Annotated in this window: 32 protein-coding genes; 30 read left to right on the plus strand and 2 right to left on the minus strand. The window is 59.7% G+C overall.

The annotated features are described in order from the left end of the window. Positions 1-2 precede the first annotated feature (2 nt). The 30 genes from fusA (at position 3) to AC25BC_RS07575 (ending at position 18751) form a co-directional block, all read left to right on the plus strand. Positions 3-2102 (plus strand): elongation factor G, encoded by a 2100-nt coding sequence (gene fusA / locus AC25BC_RS07430; RefSeq protein WP_012757019.1) that lies wholly within the window; start codon positions 3-5, stop codon positions 2100-2102. A gap of 68 nt (positions 2103-2170) precedes the next feature. Beyond that, a complete protein-coding gene (tuf, locus tag AC25BC_RS07435; RefSeq protein ID WP_012757012.1) occupies positions 2171-3346 on the plus strand; it encodes an elongation factor Tu in 1176 nt (391 codons plus the stop codon). 154 nt (positions 3347-3500) lie between these two features. Beyond that, positions 3501-3809: a 30S ribosomal protein S10 gene (gene rpsJ / locus AC25BC_RS07440; protein ID WP_003547547.1), complete on the plus strand. Its 309-nt coding sequence runs from the start codon at positions 3501-3503 to the stop codon at positions 3807-3809. A gap of 39 nt (positions 3810-3848) precedes the next feature. Then, positions 3849-4490, plus strand: a complete 642-nt coding sequence (rplC, locus tag AC25BC_RS07445; protein ID WP_487778546.1) for a 50S ribosomal protein L3 — start codon at positions 3849-3851, stop codon at positions 4488-4490. A 13-nt stretch (positions 4491-4503) separates the two neighbouring features. Then, positions 4504-5124 carry a 50S ribosomal protein L4 gene (gene rplD / locus AC25BC_RS07450; RefSeq protein ID WP_012757020.1) on the plus strand — a complete coding sequence of 207 codons (621 nt, stop codon included), beginning with the start codon at positions 4504-4506 and terminating at the stop codon, positions 5122-5124. Continuing rightward, complete coding sequence (locus AC25BC_RS07455) at positions 5121-5414, plus strand: 50S ribosomal protein L23 (RefSeq protein ID WP_003547550.1); 294 nt, start codon at positions 5121-5123, stop codon at positions 5412-5414. The genes rplD and AC25BC_RS07455 overlap by 4 nt, the downstream gene beginning before the upstream one ends. A gap of 11 nt (positions 5415-5425) precedes the next feature. Then, a complete protein-coding gene (gene rplB / locus AC25BC_RS07460) occupies positions 5426-6262 on the plus strand; it encodes a 50S ribosomal protein L2 (RefSeq protein ID WP_012757021.1) in 837 nt (278 codons plus the stop codon). 15 nt (positions 6263-6277) lie between these two features. Beyond that, positions 6278-6556 (plus strand): 30S ribosomal protein S19, encoded by a 279-nt coding sequence (gene rpsS / locus AC25BC_RS07465; RefSeq protein ID WP_003547552.1) that lies wholly within the window; start codon positions 6278-6280, stop codon positions 6554-6556. A 2-nt stretch (positions 6557-6558) separates the two neighbouring features. Further along, positions 6559-6948 carry a 50S ribosomal protein L22 gene (gene rplV / locus AC25BC_RS07470; RefSeq protein WP_003547553.1) on the plus strand — a complete coding sequence of 130 codons (390 nt, stop codon included), beginning with the start codon at positions 6559-6561 and terminating at the stop codon, positions 6946-6948. Next, positions 6948-7679 (plus strand): 30S ribosomal protein S3, encoded by a 732-nt coding sequence (gene rpsC, locus AC25BC_RS07475; protein ID WP_003547554.1) that lies wholly within the window; start codon positions 6948-6950, stop codon positions 7677-7679. Before rplV ends, rpsC begins: the two co-directional genes overlap by 1 nt. A gap of 36 nt (positions 7680-7715) precedes the next feature. Continuing rightward, positions 7716-8129, plus strand: coding sequence for a 50S ribosomal protein L16 (rplP, locus tag AC25BC_RS07480; RefSeq protein ID WP_003547555.1), 414 nt, complete (start codon positions 7716-7718; stop codon positions 8127-8129). 11 nt (positions 8130-8140) lie between these two features. Further along, positions 8141-8341 carry a 50S ribosomal protein L29 gene (gene rpmC, locus AC25BC_RS07485; protein WP_003558545.1) on the plus strand — a complete coding sequence of 67 codons (201 nt, stop codon included), beginning with the start codon at positions 8141-8143 and terminating at the stop codon, positions 8339-8341. 12 nt (positions 8342-8353) lie between these two features. Beyond that, the gene (gene rpsQ, locus AC25BC_RS07490) at positions 8354-8593 is read left to right on the plus strand and encodes a 30S ribosomal protein S17 (protein ID WP_003547557.1); all 240 of its coding nucleotides are present in this window, start codon (positions 8354-8356) and stop codon (positions 8591-8593) included. Positions 8594-8851: 258 nt separating this feature from the next. Further along, entirely contained in the window at positions 8852-9220 is a 369-nt protein-coding gene (rplN, locus tag AC25BC_RS07495) for a 50S ribosomal protein L14 (RefSeq protein ID WP_003547558.1), read from the plus strand. Between the two features lie 11 nt (positions 9221-9231). Next, positions 9232-9540, plus strand: coding sequence for a 50S ribosomal protein L24 (rplX, locus tag AC25BC_RS07500; protein ID WP_003547559.1), 309 nt, complete (start codon positions 9232-9234; stop codon positions 9538-9540). Then, positions 9533-10090, plus strand: a complete 558-nt coding sequence (gene rplE, locus AC25BC_RS07505) for a 50S ribosomal protein L5 (RefSeq protein WP_003547560.1) — start codon at positions 9533-9535, stop codon at positions 10088-10090. The genes rplX and rplE overlap by 8 nt, the downstream gene beginning before the upstream one ends. A gap of 32 nt (positions 10091-10122) precedes the next feature. Continuing rightward, positions 10123-10428: a 30S ribosomal protein S14 gene (rpsN, locus tag AC25BC_RS07510; protein WP_003547561.1), complete on the plus strand. Its 306-nt coding sequence runs from the start codon at positions 10123-10125 to the stop codon at positions 10426-10428. Positions 10429-10440: 12 nt separating this feature from the next. After that, positions 10441-10839 (plus strand): 30S ribosomal protein S8, encoded by a 399-nt coding sequence (gene rpsH, locus AC25BC_RS07515; protein WP_003547562.1) that lies wholly within the window; start codon positions 10441-10443, stop codon positions 10837-10839. Positions 10840-10881: 42 nt separating this feature from the next. Continuing rightward, positions 10882-11415: a 50S ribosomal protein L6 gene (rplF, locus tag AC25BC_RS07520; protein WP_003547563.1), complete on the plus strand. Its 534-nt coding sequence runs from the start codon at positions 10882-10884 to the stop codon at positions 11413-11415. A gap of 12 nt (positions 11416-11427) precedes the next feature. Beyond that, positions 11428-11790 carry a 50S ribosomal protein L18 gene (rplR, locus tag AC25BC_RS07525; RefSeq protein WP_003547564.1) on the plus strand — a complete coding sequence of 121 codons (363 nt, stop codon included), beginning with the start codon at positions 11428-11430 and terminating at the stop codon, positions 11788-11790. Positions 11791-11921: 131 nt separating this feature from the next. Then, positions 11922-12491, plus strand: coding sequence for a 30S ribosomal protein S5 (gene rpsE / locus AC25BC_RS07530; protein WP_003547565.1), 570 nt, complete (start codon positions 11922-11924; stop codon positions 12489-12491). Between the two features lie 14 nt (positions 12492-12505). Then, entirely contained in the window at positions 12506-12715 is a 210-nt protein-coding gene (rpmD, locus tag AC25BC_RS07535) for a 50S ribosomal protein L30 (RefSeq protein WP_003547566.1), read from the plus strand. Between the two features lie 16 nt (positions 12716-12731). Beyond that, complete coding sequence (rplO, locus tag AC25BC_RS07540) at positions 12732-13208, plus strand: 50S ribosomal protein L15 (RefSeq protein ID WP_003547567.1); 477 nt, start codon at positions 12732-12734, stop codon at positions 13206-13208. Between the two features lie 235 nt (positions 13209-13443). Further along, the gene (gene secY, locus AC25BC_RS07545) at positions 13444-14784 is read left to right on the plus strand and encodes a preprotein translocase subunit SecY (protein ID WP_012757022.1); all 1341 of its coding nucleotides are present in this window, start codon (positions 13444-13446) and stop codon (positions 14782-14784) included. Then, entirely contained in the window at positions 14781-15431 is a 651-nt protein-coding gene (locus AC25BC_RS07550; protein WP_113546959.1) for an adenylate kinase, read from the plus strand. Before secY ends, AC25BC_RS07550 begins: the two co-directional genes overlap by 4 nt. Positions 15432-15652: 221 nt before the next feature. Next, positions 15653-16021 (plus strand): 30S ribosomal protein S13, encoded by a 369-nt coding sequence (gene rpsM / locus AC25BC_RS07555; RefSeq protein ID WP_003547573.1) that lies wholly within the window; start codon positions 15653-15655, stop codon positions 16019-16021. A 133-nt stretch (positions 16022-16154) separates the two neighbouring features. Beyond that, positions 16155-16544: a 30S ribosomal protein S11 gene (rpsK, locus tag AC25BC_RS07560; protein ID WP_003547577.1), complete on the plus strand. Its 390-nt coding sequence runs from the start codon at positions 16155-16157 to the stop codon at positions 16542-16544. Between the two features lie 97 nt (positions 16545-16641). Next, positions 16642-17652 carry a DNA-directed RNA polymerase subunit alpha gene (locus tag AC25BC_RS07565; RefSeq protein ID WP_003547579.1) on the plus strand — a complete coding sequence of 337 codons (1011 nt, stop codon included), beginning with the start codon at positions 16642-16644 and terminating at the stop codon, positions 17650-17652. Positions 17653-17775: 123 nt separating this feature from the next. Continuing rightward, entirely contained in the window at positions 17776-18198 is a 423-nt protein-coding gene (gene rplQ, locus AC25BC_RS07570; protein ID WP_003547581.1) for a 50S ribosomal protein L17, read from the plus strand. Between the two features lie 160 nt (positions 18199-18358). Next, entirely contained in the window at positions 18359-18751 is a 393-nt protein-coding gene (locus AC25BC_RS07575; RefSeq protein ID WP_017993649.1) for a ribosomal maturation YjgA family protein, read from the plus strand. Here the strand turns inward: AC25BC_RS07575 and msrQ are convergent. Beyond that, positions 18748-19416: a protein-methionine-sulfoxide reductase heme-binding subunit MsrQ gene (msrQ, locus tag AC25BC_RS07580; RefSeq protein WP_012757025.1), complete on the minus strand. Its 669-nt coding sequence runs from the start codon at positions 19414-19416 to the stop codon at positions 18748-18750. The genes AC25BC_RS07575 and msrQ overlap by 4 nt on opposite strands. Then, the gene (gene msrP, locus AC25BC_RS07585; protein ID WP_113546960.1) at positions 19416-20363 is read right to left on the minus strand and encodes a protein-methionine-sulfoxide reductase catalytic subunit MsrP; all 948 of its coding nucleotides are present in this window, start codon (positions 20361-20363) and stop codon (positions 19416-19418) included. Before msrP ends, msrQ begins: the two co-directional genes overlap by 1 nt. Between the last annotated feature and the right edge of the window lie 233 nt (positions 20364-20596).

Here is a 20596-nt window from a genome sequence, read left to right on the forward strand (position 1 = left end):
CAATGGCTCGCGAATATAAGATCGAAGACTACCGTAATTTCGGTATCATGGCGCATATCGACGCCGGCAAGACCACGACCACCGAGCGTATTCTTTATTACACCGGCAAGTCGCATAAGATCGGCGAAGTTCACGACGGCGCAGCCACCATGGACTGGATGGAGCAGGAGCAGGAGCGTGGCATCACGATCACCTCTGCTGCCACCACGACCTACTGGAAGGGTCGTGACGGCAAAACGCGCCGCTTCAACATCATCGACACTCCCGGCCACGTCGACTTCACCATTGAAGTCGAGCGTTCGCTGCGCGTTCTCGACGGCGCCATCGCGCTGCTCGACGCCAACGCCGGTGTTGAGCCGCAGACGGAAACCGTCTGGCGTCAGGCCGAGAAGTACAATGTCCCGCGGATGATCTTCTGCAACAAGATGGACAAGACCGGTGCGGACTTCTACCGCTCCGTCGAGATGATCAAGACCCGTCTCGGTGCAACGGCTGTCGTCATGCAGCTCCCGATCGGTGCAGAAACCGAATTCAAGGGCGTCATCGACCTGGTCGAGATGAACGCACTCATCTGGCGCGACGAGTCGCTCGGCGCCCAGTGGGATGTCGTCGAGATCCCCGAGGACATGAAGGCCAAGGCTGAAGAATATCGCGAAAAGCTGATCGAGACGGTCGTCGACATCGACGAAGCCGCCACCGAAGCTTACCTCGAAGGTATTCTGCCCGACAACGATCAGATCCGTGCGCTGGTTCGCCGCGGCACGATTGACGTCAAGTTTCACCCGATGTTCTGCGGCACTGCCTTCAAGAACAAGGGCGTGCAGCCGCTGCTCGACGCCGTCGTCGACTACCTGCCGTCGCCGATGGACATCCCGGCGATCAAGGGCATCGACTTCAAGACGGAAGCCGAAATCGAGCGTCATGCCGATGACAGCGAGCCGCTTTCCATGCTCGCCTTCAAGATCATGAACGACCCCTTCGTCGGTTCGCTGACCTTCGCCCGCATCTACTCGGGCAAGCTCGAGAAGGGCACTTCGGTCATCAACACGGTCAAGGACAAGCGCGAGCGCGTCGGCCGTATGCTGCAGATGCACTCCAACTCGCGTGAAGACATCGAAGAAGCCTTCGCAGGCGACATCGTGGCTCTCGCTGGCCTCAAGGAAACCACGACGGGCGACACGCTCTGCGATCCGCTGAAGCCGGTTATCCTCGAGCGCATGGAATTCCCGGAGCCGGTCATCCAGATCGCCATCGAGCCGAAGACCAAGGGCGACCAGGAAAAGATGGGCCTCGCGCTCAACCGCCTGGCTGCTGAAGATCCGTCCTTCCGCGTCAAGACCGACCAGGAATCAGGCCAGACCATCATCGCCGGGATGGGCGAACTGCATCTCGACATCATCGTCGACCGCATGCGTCGTGAATTCAAGGTCGAAGCAACTGTCGGCGCGCCGCAGGTTGCCTACCGCGAAACCATCACTAGGACGCATGAAGAAGACTACACGCACAAGAAGCAGTCCGGTGGTACCGGCCAGTTCGCGCGCGTCAAGATCGTCTTCGAACCGAACCCGGAAGGCGACGAATTCAAGTTCGAATCGAAGATCGTCGGCGGTTCCGTTCCCAAGGAATACATCCCCGGCGTCCAGAAGGGCATCGAAAGCGTTCTGTCTTCGGGTCCGCTCGCAGGCTTCCCGATGCTCGGCGTCAAGGCGACCCTCATCGACGGCGCCTTCCACGACGTCGACTCCTCGGTTCTCGCCTTCGAAATCGCATCGCGTGCCTGCTTCCGTGAAGCAGCCAGGAAGGCCGGCGCTCAGCTGCTCGAGCCGATGATGAAGGTCGAAGTCGTCACCCCGGAAGATTACGTCGGCGACGTTATCGGCGACCTGAACTCCCGTCGCGGTCAGATCCAGGGCCAGGAAAGCCGTGGTATCGCCGTCGTCATCAACGCGAACGTCCCGCTCGCGAACATGTTCAAGTACGTCGACAACCTGCGCTCCATGTCCCAGGGCCGCGCCCAGTACACGATGACCTTCGATCACTATTCGCCGGTCCCGTCGAACGTCGCAACTGAAATCCAGGCAAAGTATTCCGGTCAGAAGTGACCGGAATACCAATTGACCGATAACAAGAATTAGATCCCTTCGGGGACTAGCAAAACGGAGACCCGAAAATGGGAAAGAGTAAGTTTGAGCGCAACAAGCCGCACGTCAACATTGGCACGATTGGCCACGTTGACCACGGTAAGACGTCTCTGACGGCAGCGATCACGAAGTACTTCGGTGAGTACAAGGCGTACGACCAGATCGACGCGGCTCCGGAAGAAAAGGCGCGTGGCATCACGATTTCGACGGCTCACGTTGAATACGAGACGCCGGCCCGCCACTATGCCCACGTCGACTGCCCCGGCCATGCCGACTACGTCAAGAACATGATCACCGGTGCTGCCCAGATGGACGGCGCGATCCTGGTGTGCTCGGCCGCTGACGGCCCGATGCCGCAGACGCGCGAACACATCCTGCTGGCCCGCCAGGTCGGCGTTCCGGCAATCGTGGTGTTCCTGAACAAGGTCGACCAGGTTGACGACGCCGAGCTTCTCGAACTGGTCGAGCTCGAAGTTCGCGAACTGCTGTCGTCCTACGACTTCCCGGGCGACGATATCCCGATCGTCAAGGGTTCGGCACTTGCTGCTCTCGAAGATTCGGACAAGAAGATCGGCGAAGATTCGATCCGCGAGCTGATGGCTGCTGTCGACGCCTACATCCCGACGCCTGAGCGTCCGATCAACCTGCCGTTCCTGCTGCCGATCGAAGACGTGTTCTCGATCTCGGGCCGCGGTACGGTTGTGACCGGCCGCGTCGAGCGTGGCATTGTCAAGGTTGGCGAAGAAGTCGAGATCGTCGGCATCCGCCCGACGACGAAGACGACGGTGACCGGCGTTGAAATGTTCCGCAAGCTGCTCGATCAGGGCCAGGCTGGCGACAACATCGGTGCGCTGATCCGCGGCGTTACCCGTGACGGCGTTGAGCGTGGCCAGATTCTGTGCAAGCCGGGTTCGGTCAAGCCGCACAAGAAGTTCATGGCTGAAGCCTACATCCTGACGAAGGAAGAGGGTGGCCGTCATACGCCGTTCTTCACCAACTACCGTCCGCAGTTCTACTTCCGCACGACCGACGTGACGGGCATTGTGACGCTGCCGGAAGGCACGGAGATGGTCATGCCGGGCGACAACGTCACGGTATCGGTCGAGCTGATCGTTCCGATCGCGATGGAAGAAAAGCTGCGCTTCGCTATCCGCGAAGGCGGCCGCACCGTCGGCGCCGGTATCGTCGCGTCGATCGTCGAGTAATTAGCGGCTGGGCCACCTGGCCCAAGGAAAGGATAGGGACGCCGATCTCGGTGTCCCTCTCGATCTTTGAAACCGGTGGCCCGCTAACGTAACTGAAGGTAAGTCGTGTCCCTAAGTGGTGACACGCGGATAACAGACACAAGGATAAAGTCGAATGAACGGCCAGAATATCCGCATCCGCCTGAAGGCGTTCGATCATCGGATTCTCGACGCCTCCACGCGTGAGATCGTATCGACGGCTAAGCGCACCGGTGCAAGCGTCCGGGGCCCCGTTCCGCTTCCGACCCGCATCGAGAAGTTTACGGTCAACCGGTCCCCGCATATCGACAAGAAGAGCCGCGAACAGTTCGAGATGCGCACGCATAAGCGCCTTCTCGATATCGTTGACCCGACCCCGCAGACGGTAGACGCGCTGATGAAGCTCGATCTCGCCGCCGGTGTCGATGTTGAGATCAAGCTCTGAGACCTCGGGTCTTCGGGCTGAGTGAGAAGGATTGAACCGATGCGTTCAGGTGTGATTGCACAGAAGGTGGGAATGACCCGCGTCTATAACGACGCCGGCGAGCATGTCCCGGTAACGGTACTGCGTATGGAGGCCGTCCAGGTCGTTGCCACGCGCACTGTCGAAAAGAATGGCTATACCGCAGTTCAGCTCGGTGCCGGCCAGGCGAAGGTAAAGAACACGTCGAAGGCGATGCGCGGCAACTTTGCCATTGCCAACGTCGAGCCTAAGGCCAAGGTCACGGAATTCCGCGTTTCGGAAGACAACCTGCTGGAGATCGGTACGGAGATCAAGGCGGGTCACTTCGCAGCTGGCCAGCTGGTCGACGTGACGGGTACGACGATCGGCAAGGGTTTTGCCGGCGCCATGAAGCGTCACGGCTTCGGCGGTTTGCGCGCCACGCACGGTGTGTCGGTGTCTTACCGCTCGCACGGTTCGACTGGCTCGCGCCAGGATCCGGGCAAGGTTTTCAAGAACAAGAAGATGGCTGGTCACATGGGCCAGACGCGCGTCACGACGCAGAACCTGGAAGTGGTTTCGACCGACGAAGATCGTGGTCTGATCCTGATCAAGGGTGCTGTTCCTGGTTCCAAGGGTGCTTGGATCATCGTGCGCGACGCCGTCAAGTCGGCCGCGAAGTAAGGGAGCCAGATCAATGGAATTCAACGTCAAGACCCTCGAGGGAAAAGACGCCGGGAAGGTTTCCCTTTCGGACGCGATTTTCGGCCTCGAGCCCCGCGAAGACATTCTCGCCCGCGTCATCCGCTGGCAGCTTGCCAAGAAGCAGCAGGGCACGCACAAGGCTAAGGGCCGCGCGGAAATTTCGCGCACCGGCGCCAAGATGTACAAGCAGAAGGGTACGGGCCGCGCCCGCCACCATTCGGCTCGCGCTCCGCAGTTCCGCGGCGGCGGCAAGGCTCACGGCCCGGTTGTCCGCAGCCACGAGCACGATCTTCCGAAGAAGGTTCGCGCACTCGGCCTTCGCCACGCCCTTTCGGCCAAGATCAAGGCCGATGACGTCATCGTCATCGACAACCTGGTTGCCGCTGAAGCCAAGACCAAGTCGCTCGCGTCCGTTTTCGAGACGCTCGGCCTGACCAACGCCCTCTTCATCGGCGGCGCAGAGCTTGATGGCAACTTCAAGCTTGCAGCTCAGAACATCCCGAACATCGATGTTCTGCCGATCCAGGGCATCAACGTTTACGACATCGTGCGCCGCGGCAAGCTCGTGCTTTCCAAGGCTGCGGTTGAAGCGCTAGAGGAGCGATTCAAGTGACCGATCTTCGCCACTACGATGTGATCGTCTCTCCGGCGATCACCGAAAAGTCCACGCTGGTATCCGAAAACAACCAGGTTGTATTCAATGTCGCCAAGCAGGCGACGAAGCCGGAAATCAAGGCTGCGGTCGAGGCGCTGTTCGGCGTCAAGGTCACGGCTGTCAACACTCTGCTGCGCAAGGGCAAGACCAAGCGGTTCCGCGGTTTCGTCGGCAAGCAGAAGGACGTGAAGAAGGCTGTTGTGACGCTGGCTGAAGGCCAGACGATCGACGTCTCCACCGGTCTCTGAGGTATAAGAAAATGGCATTGAAAACTTTCAATCCGATCACCCCGAGCCAGCGCCAGCTGGTCATCGTCGACCGCTCGGCCCTCTACAAGGGCAAGCCGGTCAAGGCGCTGACGGAAGGTCTGACCAAGAGCGGCGGTCGTAACAACCTCGGTCGCATCACCGCCCGCTTCATCGGCGGTGGTCACAAGCGCACCTATCGTCTGATCGACTTCAAGCGTCGCAAGTTCGACGTCGAAGGCACGGTCGAGCGTATCGAATACGATCCGAACCGCACGGCTTTCATCGCGCTGGTGAACTATGCTGACGGCGAGAAGGCTTATATCATCGCTCCTCAGCGCCTCGCTGCCGGTGACAAGGTCATCGCTTCCGAGAAGGCTGTCGACGTCAAGCCCGGCAACACCATGCCGCTGCAGTTCATCCCGGTCGGCTCCATCATCCACAATGTGGAAATGAAGCCGGGCAAGGGTGGTCAGATCGCCCGCTCCGCCGGTGGCTACGCACAGCTCGTCGGCCGCGACCAGGGCATGGCGATCCTTCGCCTGAACTCCGGTGAACAGCGTCTCGTTCATGGCTCCTGCCTTGCTTCGATCGGCGCCGTCTCCAACCCTGATCACGCCAACATCAACGACGGCAAGGCCGGTCGTACCGTTTGGCGCGGCAAGCGCCCGCATAACCGCGGTGTCGTCATGAACCCGGTCGACCATCCGCACGGCGGTGGCGAAGGCCGCACCTCCGGTGGTCGCCATCCGGTGACACCGTGGGGCAAGCCGACCAAGGGCAAGCGCACCCGGTCGAACAAGTCGACCGACAAGATGATCATGCGCTCGCGTCATCAGCGTAAGAAGTAAGAGAGGAAGTCTCCAATGGCTCGTTCAGTATGGAAAGGTCCGTTCGTTGACGGCTATCTTCTCAAGAAGGCTGAGAAGGTTCGTGAAGGCGGTCGCAGTGAAGTGATCAAGATCTGGAGCCGTCGCTCCACGATCCTGCCGCAGTTCGTCGGTCTCACCTTCGGCGTCTACAACGGCAGCAAGCATATCCCGGTCAGCGTCAATGAAGACATGGTCGGTCACAAATTCGGTGAATTCTCTCCGACCCGCACCTACTACGGTCACGGCGCGGACAAGAAGGCGAAGAGGAAGTAACAATGGGCAAGGCAAAAGCCGAACGCCGGCTGAAGGACAACGAGGCGCAAGCAGTCGCCCGCACGCTCCGCGTCAGCCCCCAGAAGCTCAACCTGGTTGCTGCGGCTATCCGCGGCAAGAAGGTCGAGCGCGCACTCGCTGAGCTGGAGTTTTCCCGCAAGCGCATCGCAGGCGCCGTCAAGAAGACGCTTGAGTCTGCGATCGCCAATGCCGAGAACAACCACGATCTCGACGTCGACTCGCTGGTTGTCGCCGAGGCCTATGTCGGCAAGTCGATCGTCATGAAGCGTTTCCACGCTCGTGGCCGCGGTCGCGCGTCGCGCATTGAAAAGCCCTTCGCGCACCTGACGATCGTGGTTCGTGAAGTGCAGGCAGCAGAGGAGGCCGCATAATGGGTCAGAAAATCAATCCAATCGGTTTCCGCCTCGGCATCAACCGTACCTGGGATAGCCGCTGGTTTGCGGACAATGCCGAGTACGGCCAACTGCTGCACGAAGACCTGAAGATGCGCAAGTTCGTCATGAGCGAACTGAAGCAGGCCGGGATCTCCAAGGTGGTTATCGAGCGTCCGCACAAGAAGTGCCGCGTCACGATCCACTCGGCACGTCCGGGCCTGATCATCGGCCGCAAGGGCGCAGACATCGACAAGCTCCGCAAGAAGCTGTCGGAGATGACGAATTCGGAAACGCACCTCAACATCGTCGAAGTGCGCAAGCCCGAAGTCGATGCGACGCTGGTCGCTCAGTCGATCGCCCAGCAGCTCGAGCGTCGCGTGGCTTTCCGCCGCGCTATGAAGCGCGCCGTTCAGTCCGCGATGCGTCTTGGCGCCGAGGGCATCAAGATCACCTGCGCCGGCCGTCTCGGCGGCGCTGAAATCGCCCGTACGGAATGGTACCGCGAAGGTCGTGTGCCGCTGCACACGCTGCGCGCAGACATCGACTACGGCACGGCTGAAGCAGAAACCGCTTTCGGCATCTGCGGCATCAAGGTCTGGATCTTCAAGGGCGAAATCCTTGAGCATGATCCGATGGCTTCCGAGCGCCGCGCGATGGAAGGTGACGCCCAGGGTCCGGCAAGCCGTGATCGTGACCGCGACAGAGACCGTCGCCGCGACAACGCTTGATAGCGCGCGTGGCAGAGAAGTTCGGAGAATAAGAAAATGTTGCAGCCAAAGCGTACCAAGTACCGCAAGCAGTTCAAGGGCCGCATCAAGGGCGTCGCCAAGGGCGGTTCTGACCTGGCATTCGGCGAATTCGGCTTGAAGGCACAGGAACCCAACCGCGTCAACGCGCGCGAGATCGAAGCGGCCCGCCGCGCGATCACGCGTTATATGAAGCGCGCCGGCCGTGTATGGATCCGCGTGTTCCCGGACGTTCCGGTAACCAAAAAGCCGACCGAAGTCCGTATGGGTAAGGGTAAGGGCTCCGTTGAATACTGGGCATGCAAGGTCAAGCCCGGCCGTATGATGTTCGAGATCGACGGTGTCAGCGAAGAAATCGCCCGTGAGGCGCTTCGCCTCGGCTCTGCCAAGCTCTCGGTCAAGACGCGCTTCGTTCAGCGCATTGCAGAGTAAGGAATGAGCTCATGAAAGCCTCAGACGTTCGCGCGTTCACCGCCGACCAACTCAAGGACGAGCTTGCCAAGCTGAAGAAGGAGCAGTTCAACCTGCGCTTTCAGAAGGCGACCGGCCAGCTCGAAAAGTCCTCGCGCATCAACGAAGTTCGCAAGGACATCGCCCGCGTGAAAACCATTGCCCGCCAGAAGGCGGCAGAAGTTAAGGCCTAAAGGAAGAAAAATATGCCGAAGCGCATCCTGCAGGGCGTCGTCGTTGGCGACAAGAACGAGAAGACGGTAGTGGTTCGTGTCGAGCGTCGTTTCGCTCACCCACTGCTCCAGAAGACCGTTCGTCGTTCCAAGAAGTACAAGGCCCACGACGAGAACAACCAGTACAAGATCGGCGATACCGTATCCATCGAGGAATGCGCGCCCATCTCCAAGGACAAGCGCTGGACGGTGATTTCCGCCCAGGGCAAGTAACAGAATTTTGCGCGAGGCCTTGCGTCTCGCCGAAATATCTGTATGAAGCAGCGTCAGAACGCTCGAATGCCGGGCGTTCTTTTGCTTTGAGCGCACGGAAGGTCCCGTTCGGGAAACCACCCTGGCACGATCGACCCCGCGCTATTCAGCTATTGCCGCGTCTGTGCTGCCTCACGGCAGCTCGGCCGGCGAAAATTTTCATAAGCCGGAGTAGGGGGCTAGCCCAACCATTCCGGTAAACCAAGAAGGCGACCTGATATGATTCAGATGCAAACAAACCTCGACGTCGCGGATAATTCCGGCGCACGTCGTGTCATGTGCATCAAGGTGCTGGGCGGCTCGAAGCGCAAGTATGCCTCGATCGGCGACGTCATCGTCGTTTCGATCAAGGAAGCGATCCCGCGCGGCCGTGTGAAGAAGGGTGACGTGATGAAGGCGGTTGTCGTTCGCACCGCCAAGGACATCCGTCGTGCAGATGGCTCCGTCATCCGCTTCGACACCAACGCAGCAGTCCTCATCGACAACAAGAAAGAGCCGATCGGCACCCGTATCTTCGGACCGGTTCCGCGCGAACTTCGCGCCAAGAACCACATGAAGATCATCTCGCTGGCTCCCGAAGTACTGTAAGGAGCGAAGCGATGCAGAAGATTCGTAAGGGCGACAAGGTCGTCATGCTCGCTGGCAAGGACAAGGGCCGTACCGGCGAAGTTGTCCAGGTCATGCCGAAGGAAGATCGTGCCGTTGTTCGTGGCGTCAACGTCGTCAAGCGCCACCAGCGCCAGACGCAGACCCAGGAAGCCGGCATCATCAACAAGGAAGCCCCGGTTCACCTGTCCAACGTTGCAATCATCGACAAGGATGGCAAGCCGACCCGCGTCGGTTTCAAGGTTGTTGACGGCAAGAAGGTCCGTGTGGCCAAGCGTTCTGGAGAAGTGATCGATGGCTGAGGCAAAATATGAGCCGCGGCTCAAGAAGGAATATGTCGAGCGCATCCGCAAGGCGTTGCAGGAGCAGTTCTCCTACGCCAATGAGATGATGATCCCGAAGCTCGACAAGATCGTGATCAACATGGGTGTCGGCGAAGCGACCGCTGACTCGAAGAAGCCGACGGTGGCTGCCGCCGACCTCGCAGCGATTGCCGGCCAGAAGCCGGTCATCACCCGCGCACGTAACTCTATCGCAGGCTTCAAGGTCCGCGAACAGATGCCGATCGGCGCCAAGGTCACCCTGCGCGGCGCCCGCATGTACGAGTTCATGGACCGTCTCGTGAACATCGCGCTCCCGCGCGTTCGCGACTTCCGCGGCCTGAACCCGAAAAGCTTTGACGGCCGTGGCAACTTCGCCATGGGCATCAAGGAGCACATTGTGTTCCCTGAGATCAACTACGACAAGGTTGATCAGATGTGGGGCATGGACATCATCGTTTGCACGACGGCGACGACCGACGACGAGGCACGGGCTCTTCTGAAAGAGTTCAGCTTCCCGTTCCGTCAATAACCGTAACGACGAGCGTAGAAAAGGAACCTGACATGGCGAAGACAAGCGCAGTTGAAAAGAACAAGCGCCGCCGTACTACGGTCGCTAACCAGGCCGCTAAGCGGGCTGGGTTGAAGGCGATCATCATGAACCAGGCTCTTCCGATCGAAGAGCGGTTCAAGGCCTCGATCAAGCTGGCATCCCTGCCGCGTGATGGATCGAAGACCCGTATTCGCAACCGTTGCGAAGTTTCGGGGCGTCCGCGCGCATATTACCGCAAACTGCGCATGTCGCGTATTGCGCTGCGTGAACTCGGCAATCTCGGCAAGGTGCCGGGTATCGTCAAGTCGAGCTGGTAAGGAGCAGGTTACATGACAATGACTGATCCGTTGGGCGATATGCTCACTCGCATCCGTAACGGTGCTTCTCGCCGCAAGTCGTCGGTTTCGACGCCTGCTTCGAAGCTCCGTGCACGTGTTCTCGATGTTCTGCAGTCCGAAGGCTACATCCGTGGCTATTCCGTTGTCGATTTCGGCAATGGCAAGTCGGAACTCAGCATCGAGCTGAAATATTATGAAGGCGCATCGGTGATCCGTGAGATCGGCCGTGTGTCCAAGCCGGGCCGCCGGGTTTATGTCTCGGTCAAGTCCATTCCGCAGGTCGCGAACGGTCTCGGCATCACCATCCTTTCGACTCCGAAGGGTGTGATGGCCGATCACCAGGCTCGCGAACAGAACGTTGGTGGCGAGGTTCTTTGCTCGGTCTTCTAAGATTGGGCAGGGATCTCCATAGCGAACAGACAGGATTGAAACATGTCTCGTATCGGTAAAAAGCCCGTTCAGGTGCCTGCTGGGATCACGGCTACGGTCGATGGCCAGAAGGTGACTGCAAAGGGCCCGAAGGGCGAGCTGTTTTTCGTTGCTAACGACGAAATCAGCCTCAAGCTTGAAAATAACGCCGTCGTCGTGACGCCGGTGAACCAGACCAAGGATGCGCGGTCAAAGTGGGGCATGTCCCGCACGATGATCGAAGGCATCTTCAAGGGCGTCAAGGACGGTTTCGAGCGCAAGCTTGAAATCAACGGCGTCGGTTACCGCGCCGCCATGCAGGGCAAGAACCTGCAGCTGGCCCTCGGTTTCAGCCACGACGTGATCTACGAGCCGCCGGTCGGTATCTCGATCGTTGTTCCGAAGCCGACGGAAATCGTCGTCAGCGGCATCAACAAGCAGCAGGTCGGTCAGGTTGCCGCCGAAATCCGCGAATATCGCGGTCCCGAGCCCTACAAGGGCAAGGGCGTCAAGTACGCTGACGAGCGGATCGTCCGCAAAGAAGGCAAGAAGAAGTAAGGATCACGCGAAATGGCTAGCAGGAAAGAAGCACTTGCACGTCGTGCCAACCGCGTGCGCCGTCATCTCAAGTCGGTGGCCAATGGCCGTCCGCGCCTGTCGGTTCATCGCTCCTCGAAGAACATCTACGCCCAGGTCATCGATGACGTGGCCGGCAAGACGCTCGCGTCTGCCTCCACCCTCGAGAAGGATCTGCGCGGTTCTCTGAAGACCGGTGCCGATACCGCCGCCGCTACCGTTGTGGGCAAGCTCCTCGCCGAGCGGGCCTCCAAGGCCGGTGTTACGGAAGTCGTGTTCGACCGTGGCGCCTTCATCTATCACGGCCGCATCAAGGCTCTCGCCGAAGCGGCCCGCGAAGGCGGTCTCACCTTCTGATCAGTTTCCGGCCGGACGCCTCAAGCGCCGGCCGGATTTTCGCCGGACCGCAGGCACTCTCCGAAAGGGGAGGCTAATGCGGTCCACATTTGTTTGCCGATTGCACCCGGAAAAGAAAAAGGAAGAGGACAATGGCACAGGAAAGAAGGCCGCAGCGGGACGACCGCCAGAGCCGTGAAGAGCGCGATAGCGAATTCGTCGACAAGCTTGTCGCGATCAACCGCGTCGCCAAGGTCGTCAAGGGCGGCCGTCGTTTCGGTTTTGCAGCACTCGTCGTCGTTGGCGACCAGAAGGGCCGCGTTGGCTTCGGCCATGGCAAGGCACGTGAAGTACCGGAAGCCATCCGCAAGGCAACCGAAGCCGCTAAGCGCGAACTGATCTTCGTACCGCTGCGTGACGGCCGTACGCTGCATCACGACGTTCACGGCCGCCACGGCGCCGGCAAGGTTCTGCTGCGCTCGGCCAAGGTCGGTACCGGCATCATCGCGGGCGGTCCGATGCGCGCCGTATTCGAAACACTCGGCATGCACGACGTCGTCGCCAAGTCGACCGGTTCGTCGAACCCCTACAACATGGTTCGCGCCACCTTCGACGCTCTGAAGCACCAGGTTCACCCGAAGGACATCGCAGCTCAGCGCGGCATCAAGTATGCAACGCTGCAGGCTCGTCGTAGCGCCTCCGGCAACGCCTCTGAAGAATAAGAGGAGTTTGACAGATGGCCAAGGCTACTAAGAAGGCTGAAGCGAAGACTGTCACGATCGAACAGATCGGCAGCCCGATTCGCCGTCCGGATGTCCAGCAGCGCACGCTGATCGGTCTCGGACTGAACAAGATGCACCGTCGCCGCACGCTGGAGGATACTCCTTCCGTTCGTGGCATGATCCGTGCTGTCCAGCATCTCGTTCGCGTCGTCGACGAGAAGTGAGACGGAGGAAACGCTCATGAAACTCAATGAAATCAAGGACAACGAAGGCTCGACCCACAGCCGCAAGCGCCTCGGCCGCGGTATCGGCTCGGGCTCGGGCAAGACTGGTGGTCGCGGCGTGAAGGGTCAGAAGTCCCGTTCAGGCGTCGCCATCAACGGCTTCGAAGGCGGCCAGATGCCGATCTATCGTCGCCTGCCGAAGCGTGGCTTCAACAACATTTTCGCTTCCGATTTTGTTGTCGTGTCGCTGGCCCGTATCCAGACGGCGATCGACGCCGGCAAGCTCGATGCCAAGACGACCGTTGACGCAGCTGCCCTCAAGGCTGCTGGTGTCATCCGCCGCGTCAAGGACGGCGTTCGCGTTCTCGCCGACGGCGAGATCAAGGCCAAGATCACCATCGTCGTTGCAGGCGCCTCCAAGCCTGCCGTCGAGAAGATCGAAAAGGCCGGCGGCACCGTGACGCTGCTTTCGGCTCCCGCTGCAGCCGAATAAATAATCTGATGATATATCGCCCGGAGTGCTTCACACCGGGCGATTTTGCTCCCATATGTGGGCCTCACAAAAACTTGGCTGGCGCGCCCGCGTCATGCCGGTAAGACTCGAAAACAAGGGTGAGGCAAGGGGTTGCGCCGCAATCCGTCCTGAGCCCGGTTTTGAATAATTTCATACTGATTCCGGGTCCGGTCTGTCCCCCAGAGACGCCGGAATTGGTAGCGCGGAGAAACGCATGGCTTCTGCAGCGGAACAATTGGCATCCAACCTCAATTTTTCGACCTTCGCCAAAGCCGAGGATTTGAAGAAGCGCTTGTGGTTCACACTGGCAGCTCTCCTCGTCTATCGACTCGGCACGCATATTCCGCTTCCAGGCCTCAATCCTGAAGCCTATGCCCAGGCTTTCCGCGGCCAGTCAGGCGGCATTCTCGGCCTTTTCAACATGTTCTCGGGCGGCGCTGTTCAGCGCATGGCGATCTTTGCGCTCGGCATCATGCCCTATATCTCCGCTTCGATCATTGTGCAGCTCATGACCTCGGTCGTGCCGGCGCTCGAAAACCTGAAGAAGGAAGGCGAGCAGGGCCGTAAGATCATCAACCAGTATACCCGCTATGGTACCGTTATCCTCGGTGCGCTCCAGGCCTATGGCATTGCCGCCGGCCTTGAAAGCGGCCAAGGCCTCGTCGTCGAGGCCGGCTGGTTCTTCCGCGTCTCCACCGTTCTGACGTTGCTCGGCGGCACGATGTTCCTGATGTGGCTCGGTGAGCAGATCACCTCGCGCGGCATCGGCAACGGCATCTCGCTGATCATTTTCGCCGGCATCGCCGCCGGCCTTCCGACAGCTCTTGCCGGCACGCTTGAACTCGGCCGCACCGGGGCGCTGTCGACCTTCCTCATTCTGCTCGTCATCATCGTCGCGATCGCCGTCATCGGCATCATCGTCTTCGTCGAGCGCGCCCAGCGCCGGCTGCTGATCCAGTATCCGAAGCGTCAGGTTGGCAATCGGATGTTCCAGGGCGATACCTCGCATCTGCCGCTGAAGTTGAACACGTCAGGCGTCATTCCGGCAATCTTCGCGTCGTCGCTGCTGCTGCTGCCGGCAACGGTCGCCGGTTTCGCCAACACCTCGGCAATGCCCTCCTGGGTGACATCGATCGTCGCGGCCCTCGGCCACGGTCAACCGCTCTATATGGCGCTGTACGGCGCGCTGATCGCCTTCTTCGCCTTCTTCTATACGGCCATCGTCTTTAATCCGAAGGACACGGCCGACAATCTGAAGAAGCATGGCGGCTTCATTCCCGGCATCCGTCCGGGCGAGCGCACCGCCGAATATATCGACTACGTGCTGACCCGAATCACGGTGATCGGTGCGCTCTATCTCGTCTTCGTCTGCATCCTCCCAGAGATTCTGGTGTCGCAAACCGGCATTCCATTAGCCCTTGGTGGGACTTCGCTTTTGATCGTGGTTAGCGTAACTCTTGATACGGTTGCACAGATCCAGGGTCACCTGATCGCGCAGCAATACGAAGGCCTGATCAAGAAATCGAAGTTGCGTGGAGGAAAGAGGGGGCGATGAGACTTATCCTTTTGGGGCCGCCGGGCGCGGGTAAGGGAACCCAGGCCCAGCGGATCGTGGAAAAGCACGGCATTCCGCAGCTTTCCACTGGAGACATGCTGCGTGCTGCTACCGAAGCTGGCACAGAGGTGGGGAAACGCGCCAAGGCGGTCATGGACGCCGGCAAACTCGTCTCTGATGAGATCGTCATCGCCATCGTCTCTGAGCGAATCGATCAGCCCGATTGCGCCAACGGCTTCATTCTCGATGGTTTTCCTCGCACACTCGTGCAGGCCGATGCCACCGAGGGGATGCTAAAGTCCAAGGGTCTTGACCTCTCAGTGGTTATCGAGTTTCGCGTCGACGACAAGGAACTCATCCGTCGGGTGGATGGTCGATATACCTGCATTCAGTGCGGCACTGTCTATCATGACACTGACAAGCTCCCGGCCAAGGAAGGTGTTTGCGACAAGTGCGGTTCGACTCACTTCAAACGCCGTCCTGATGACAACGCCGAGACCATGATCAAGCGTCTCGAGGTCTACTACAAGGAAACCTCGCCGCTGATCGGCTATTACCATGCCAAGGACAAACTCAAGTCCGTGGACGGCATGGCAGAAATCGATCAGGTGACCGCCGAGGTCGAAAGCATTCTTTCCAAGCTTTAAGGCTTTGAAAATAAACTTGGCGGAACGGTTGCTTTTCAGCAGTGATTCCGCTAAACACCGCGCCAACTCGCGACATTCCATGCGATCGGCGCGGATTTCCCAGGGAAGTCCGGGTGCGGTCGTTTTGACATGTTACGGACGTAAATCTGAACGGGCGGTTCTCAAGACCGCATAACGAAGCCCACTTGCCGGATGGCAACTGGAATGCAAGGAGAATAGGCGTGGCACGTATCGCTGGCGTCAACATCCCGACTGCGAAGCGCGTTGTCATCGCGCTGACCTACATTCACGGGATCGGTTCGAAATTCGCACAGGAAATCGTCGAGAAGGTCGGTATCCCGGCTGAACGCCGTGTGCATCAGCTGACGGACGCAGAAGTCCTTCAGATCCGTGAAGCTATCGACCGCGACTATCAGGTCGAAGGCGATCTTCGTCGCGATACCGCGATGAACATCAAGCGCCTGATGGACCTCGGCTGCTACCGCGGCCTGCGTCATCGCCGCGGCCTTCCGGTCCGCGGTCAGCGCACGCATACCAATGCCCGCACCCGCAAGGGTCCGGCAAAGGCAATCGCTGGCAAGAAGAAGTAATTTCCGGGAAACCGGGGTGGGGAGGCTGGCGGTCTGCGCCGGCCTCTTTTGAGTTTGGAGCGGGACCATATAGGCGCCGTTCCGGTGTAGCCGCTGGCATTACGGCGGTGAAGAGATCAACGAAAGGAATACCATGGCTAAGGAAGCCGTCCGCGTTCGCCGTCGCGAGCGCAAGAATATCTCGTCGGGTGTCGCTCACGTCAACTCGACCTTCAACAACACGATGATCACCATCACCGATGCGCAGGGCAATGCGATCGCCTGGTCGTCGGCTGGCGCCAAGGGCTTCAAGGGCTCGCGCAAGTCGACCCCGTTCGCTGCCCAGATCGCTGCCGAAGACTGCGCCAAGAAGGCCCAGGAGCACGGCATGAAGTCGCTGGAAGTCGAAGTCTGCGGTCCGGGTTCGGGTCGTGAATCGGCTCTGCGCGCGCTCCAGGCTGCAGGTTTCATGATCACGTCCATCCGCGACGTGACCCCGATCCCGCACAATGGCTGCCGTCCGCGCAAGAAGCGCCGCGTCTGATCATCGCTCTCGTCACCGGTGAGCGCCTGCGCGCTCCCGGTGGTTTTCAAGCTCGGTTGCCACGATTGGATGGTGGCAACGAACGGAAGGCAAACTCATGATTCAGAAGAACTGGCAGGAACTGATCAAGCCGAACAAGGTGGAGTTCTCCTCGAGCTCGCGCACCAGGGCGACGCTTGTTGCCGAACCGCTGGAGCGCGGCTTCGGCCTCACCCTCGGCAACGCGCTTCGCCGCGTTCTGCTTTCCTCGCTGCGCGGTGCTGCCGTCACGGCGGTGCAGATCGATGGCGTGCTGCATGAATTCTCCTCGATTCCGGGCGTCCGCGAAGACGTCACGGACATCGTGCTCAACATCAAGGAAATCGCCATCAAGATGGATGGCGACGATGCAAAGCGCATGGTCGTGCGTAAGCAGGGCCCTGGCGTTGTCACGGCTGGCGACATTCAGACGGTCGGCGATATCGAAATCCTCAACCCCGAGCATGTCATCTGCACGCTCGACGAGGGTGCCGAGATCCGCATGGAATTCACCGTCAACAACGGCAAGGGCTATGTTCCGGCCGAACGCAATCGTGCGGAAGATGCTCCGATCGGTCTCATCCCGGTCGACAGCCTCTACTCGCCGGTCAAGAAGGTGTCCTACAAGGTTGAAAATACCCGCGAAGGACAGGTTCTCGACTACGACAAGCTGAACATGACCATCGAAACCGATGGCTCGATCACCGGCGAAGACGCCGTCGCTTTTGCGGCGCGCATCCTCCAGGATCAGCTTGGCGTCTTCGTCAACTTCGACGAGCCGCAGAAGGAAACCGAAGAGGAAGCAGTCACCGAACTCGCTTTCAACCCGGCTCTCCTGAAGAAGGTGGACGAACTCGAGCTGTCGGTCCGTTCGGCAAACTGCCTGAAGAACGACAACATCGTCTACATCGGCGACCTCATTCAGAAGACCGAAGCAGAAATGCTCCGCACACCGAATTTTGGTCGCAAGTCGCTGAACGAAATCAAGGAAGTTCTCGCTTCCATGGGCCTGCACCTCGGCATGGAAGTGCCGGCATGGCCGCCCGAGAACATCGAAGATCTCGCCAAGCGTTACGAAGATCAATACTGAAAAAACAAAAGGCAGGCTCTTTCGGCTGCCTTTCCCCGTCAAACAGCAGGCCGATCGCCTGCATGTGCCAGGAAACGGCAGGCCCACTTAGCGTAAGGGCACCTGCATTAAAGGAGAATAGCAATGCGCCATGGTAAAGCCGGCCGCAAGCTGAATAGAACTGCAAGCCACCGCAAGGCGATGTTCGCCAACATGGCGGCTTCGCTGATTACCCACGAGCAGATCGTCACGACCCTGCCGAAGGCCAAGGAAATCCGTCCGATCGTCGAGAAGCTCGTCACGCTCGGCAAGCGCGGCGACCTGCACGCTCGCCGTCAGGCGATCTCGCAGATCCGCGATGCCGCTGTCGTCGCGAAGCTGTTCGACACGATCGCAACGCGTTACGCCACCCGCAACGGCGGCTACCTGCGCATCATGAAGGCCGGCTTCCGCCAGGGCGACAATGCCGCGATGGCCGTGATCGAATTCGTGGATCGCGACGCCTATGCCAAGGGCGCTGCAGACAAGGCCCGCGTCGCTGCTGAAGAGCAGGCCGTCGCCGCTTAAATCCTCCGCTCCGGCGGAAACAGAACAGCCGGGCTGCGAAGCCCGGCTGTTTTTGTTTGTGCACGACAGCGCCGCGCTTCTTTTCAGATCAGCCGTTCAACCGGCTGAGGTGCAGATAGGACAGGTTCATTTGGGCGAAGTCTTTGAAAATCGTCGTCGAGTGCAGTTCCTCCGTCTCATAGCCCTGCTTGCGGTTATTGCGCTCGGGCTGGCGCTCAGACGGTTTGGCTATGCGGCCGATCTGCCCTTCATTGTCGTCAAATATGGTGGATCGGCACTCTGGGGAGCGATGGTCTATCTGCTCGTGGCGCTGTTTGTCGCAAGGTCACGGCCGGCAGCAATTGCTGTTACAGCGCTTTTCATAGCGATCTCGGTGGAATTGTTCCGGCTTTATCACACGCCCTGGCTCGATGCGTTTCGGCTGACCACGGCAGGCGCCCTGCTGCTTGGTCGGGTATTTTCGCTTTGGAATATGCTGGCCTATGCAATCGGCATAGCCACGGCTTGCGCCTTCGATCCCGCACATCGGGCGGCCTTGTCTCCTCGCCGCTAACCTGCCGTCTCACGAACAGACGCCACTGCGCGATTGCGCGTCCGCCCTTTGCCCTTCTGCCTGTTGCGTGCGATCGGCCGGTAGGAGCGGTAGAGGATGAGCGCGATGATCAGCCCGACATAGATATATTGCTCGAGGTCGAGGATCTTGGTCGAGAGCGCGAAGTGCAGCGCCCCGCAGGCGGCGATGATATAGACGAGGCGATGTAGCCAGATCCAGTTCTTGCCGAGGCGGCGGATCGAGAGATTGTTGGATGTCAGCGCCAGCGGAATGAGCATCGCAAGCCCGGCCATGCCGAACATGATGAAGGGGCGCTTCAGCACGTCGTTGATGACGGCGGAAATATCCATCGCCTGGTCAAGCACCATGTAGACGGTGAAATGCATCAGCGCGTAGTAGAAAGTCAGCAGGCCAAGCGCGCGGCGATAGCGCAGATAGTTCCAGCCGAAGAGCTCACGGGCAGGGGAAACGGCAAGGGTCAGGATTAGGAAACGGATCGTCCAGATGCCGAGGAAGAGCTCGAAGGTCTTGACTGGATCGGCGCCGAGCTGATCGGTCGCTCCGAGATAGAAAGTCCAGGCCGCAGGCACGAGCCCGACGACATAAAGCAGCCAGACGGAGGCGGGTTGCCAGCGCTTCGGGATGGCGAGCGACAGTTCCGCCATCAGAAATTCGCCTTCAGGTCCATGCCGGCATAAAGGCTTGCCACCTCGTCGGCATAGCCGTTGAAGGGCAGGGTGGGGTGGCGGCCGGCGCCGAAGAAGCCGCTTTCGCCGATGCGCCGTTCGCTCGCCTGGCTCCAGCGGGGATGGTCGACCGCTGGATTGACGTTGGCGTAGAAGCCGTATTCCTGCGGATTGGTGACCTGCCAGGTATTCTTCGGCTGCTGGTCGGTGAGTGTGATCCTGACGATCGACTTGATGCCCTTGAAGCCGTATTTCCACGGCACGACGAGGCGGATCGGTGCGCCGTTCTGGTTCGGCAGCGTTTCGCCATAGAGCCCGACGGCCAGCAGCGCCAGCGGATGGCGCGCCTCATCGAGGCGCAGACCCTCGACATAGGGCCAGTCGAGCGACTGAAAGAAACCTTTCTGCCCAGGCATCTCCTCCGGCCGCACCACGGTTTCGAAGGCGACGTATTTGGCGCTGCCGAGTGGCTCCACCTTGTCGAGCAGCGATGCCAGCGGAAAGCCGTCCCAGGGGATGACCATCGACCAGGCCTCGACGCAGCGCATCCGGTAGGTGCGCTCCTCGATCGGGAATTCCTTCATCAACGCCTCGAGGTCGAAGGTGCCTGGCTTTTTGACCATGCCGTCAACCTTGATCGTCCACGGCAGCGGCTTGAAATCGCTAGAAAGAGCTGCGGGATCGCCCTTGTCGAGGCCGAACTCATAGAAATTATTGTAGGTCGTGACGTCCTTGATCGGCGTCGCCTTCTCGTCGACCTTGTACTTGCTCTCAACGGCGGAGAGAGCCGCAGCACTCGCCTTGCCGGCGCTGTAGAGCGCCATGGCGCCAAGCGCTGCCGCACCGAGGAATTCACGACGGCGCACATAGATCTGGCGCGGCGTAATCTCCGATGACGCGATCTTCGGTGGGCGATAGCTTGGCATGTCGAAACCTCCTCGGCGGATATCCTGAAATATAGCCCTTAAACGAACCGCCGGCATGTCTAGATTAGTGTCTAAGCCTTGAATATTGCTGACGGGAAGCCAATTTTTTGTGTTCGGTCGTGATGGAATAGGCTGTAACAAAACGTCGCGTCGAACCGTATATGATCGATGGGCCTCATGGCGCTTCTCCCCGGCGTACCGGATTTGGGCTTCCCGGTAGTGACAGCCCCCGT

The sequence above is a fragment of the Rhizobium sp. WSM409 genome, from assembly GCF_057653825.1.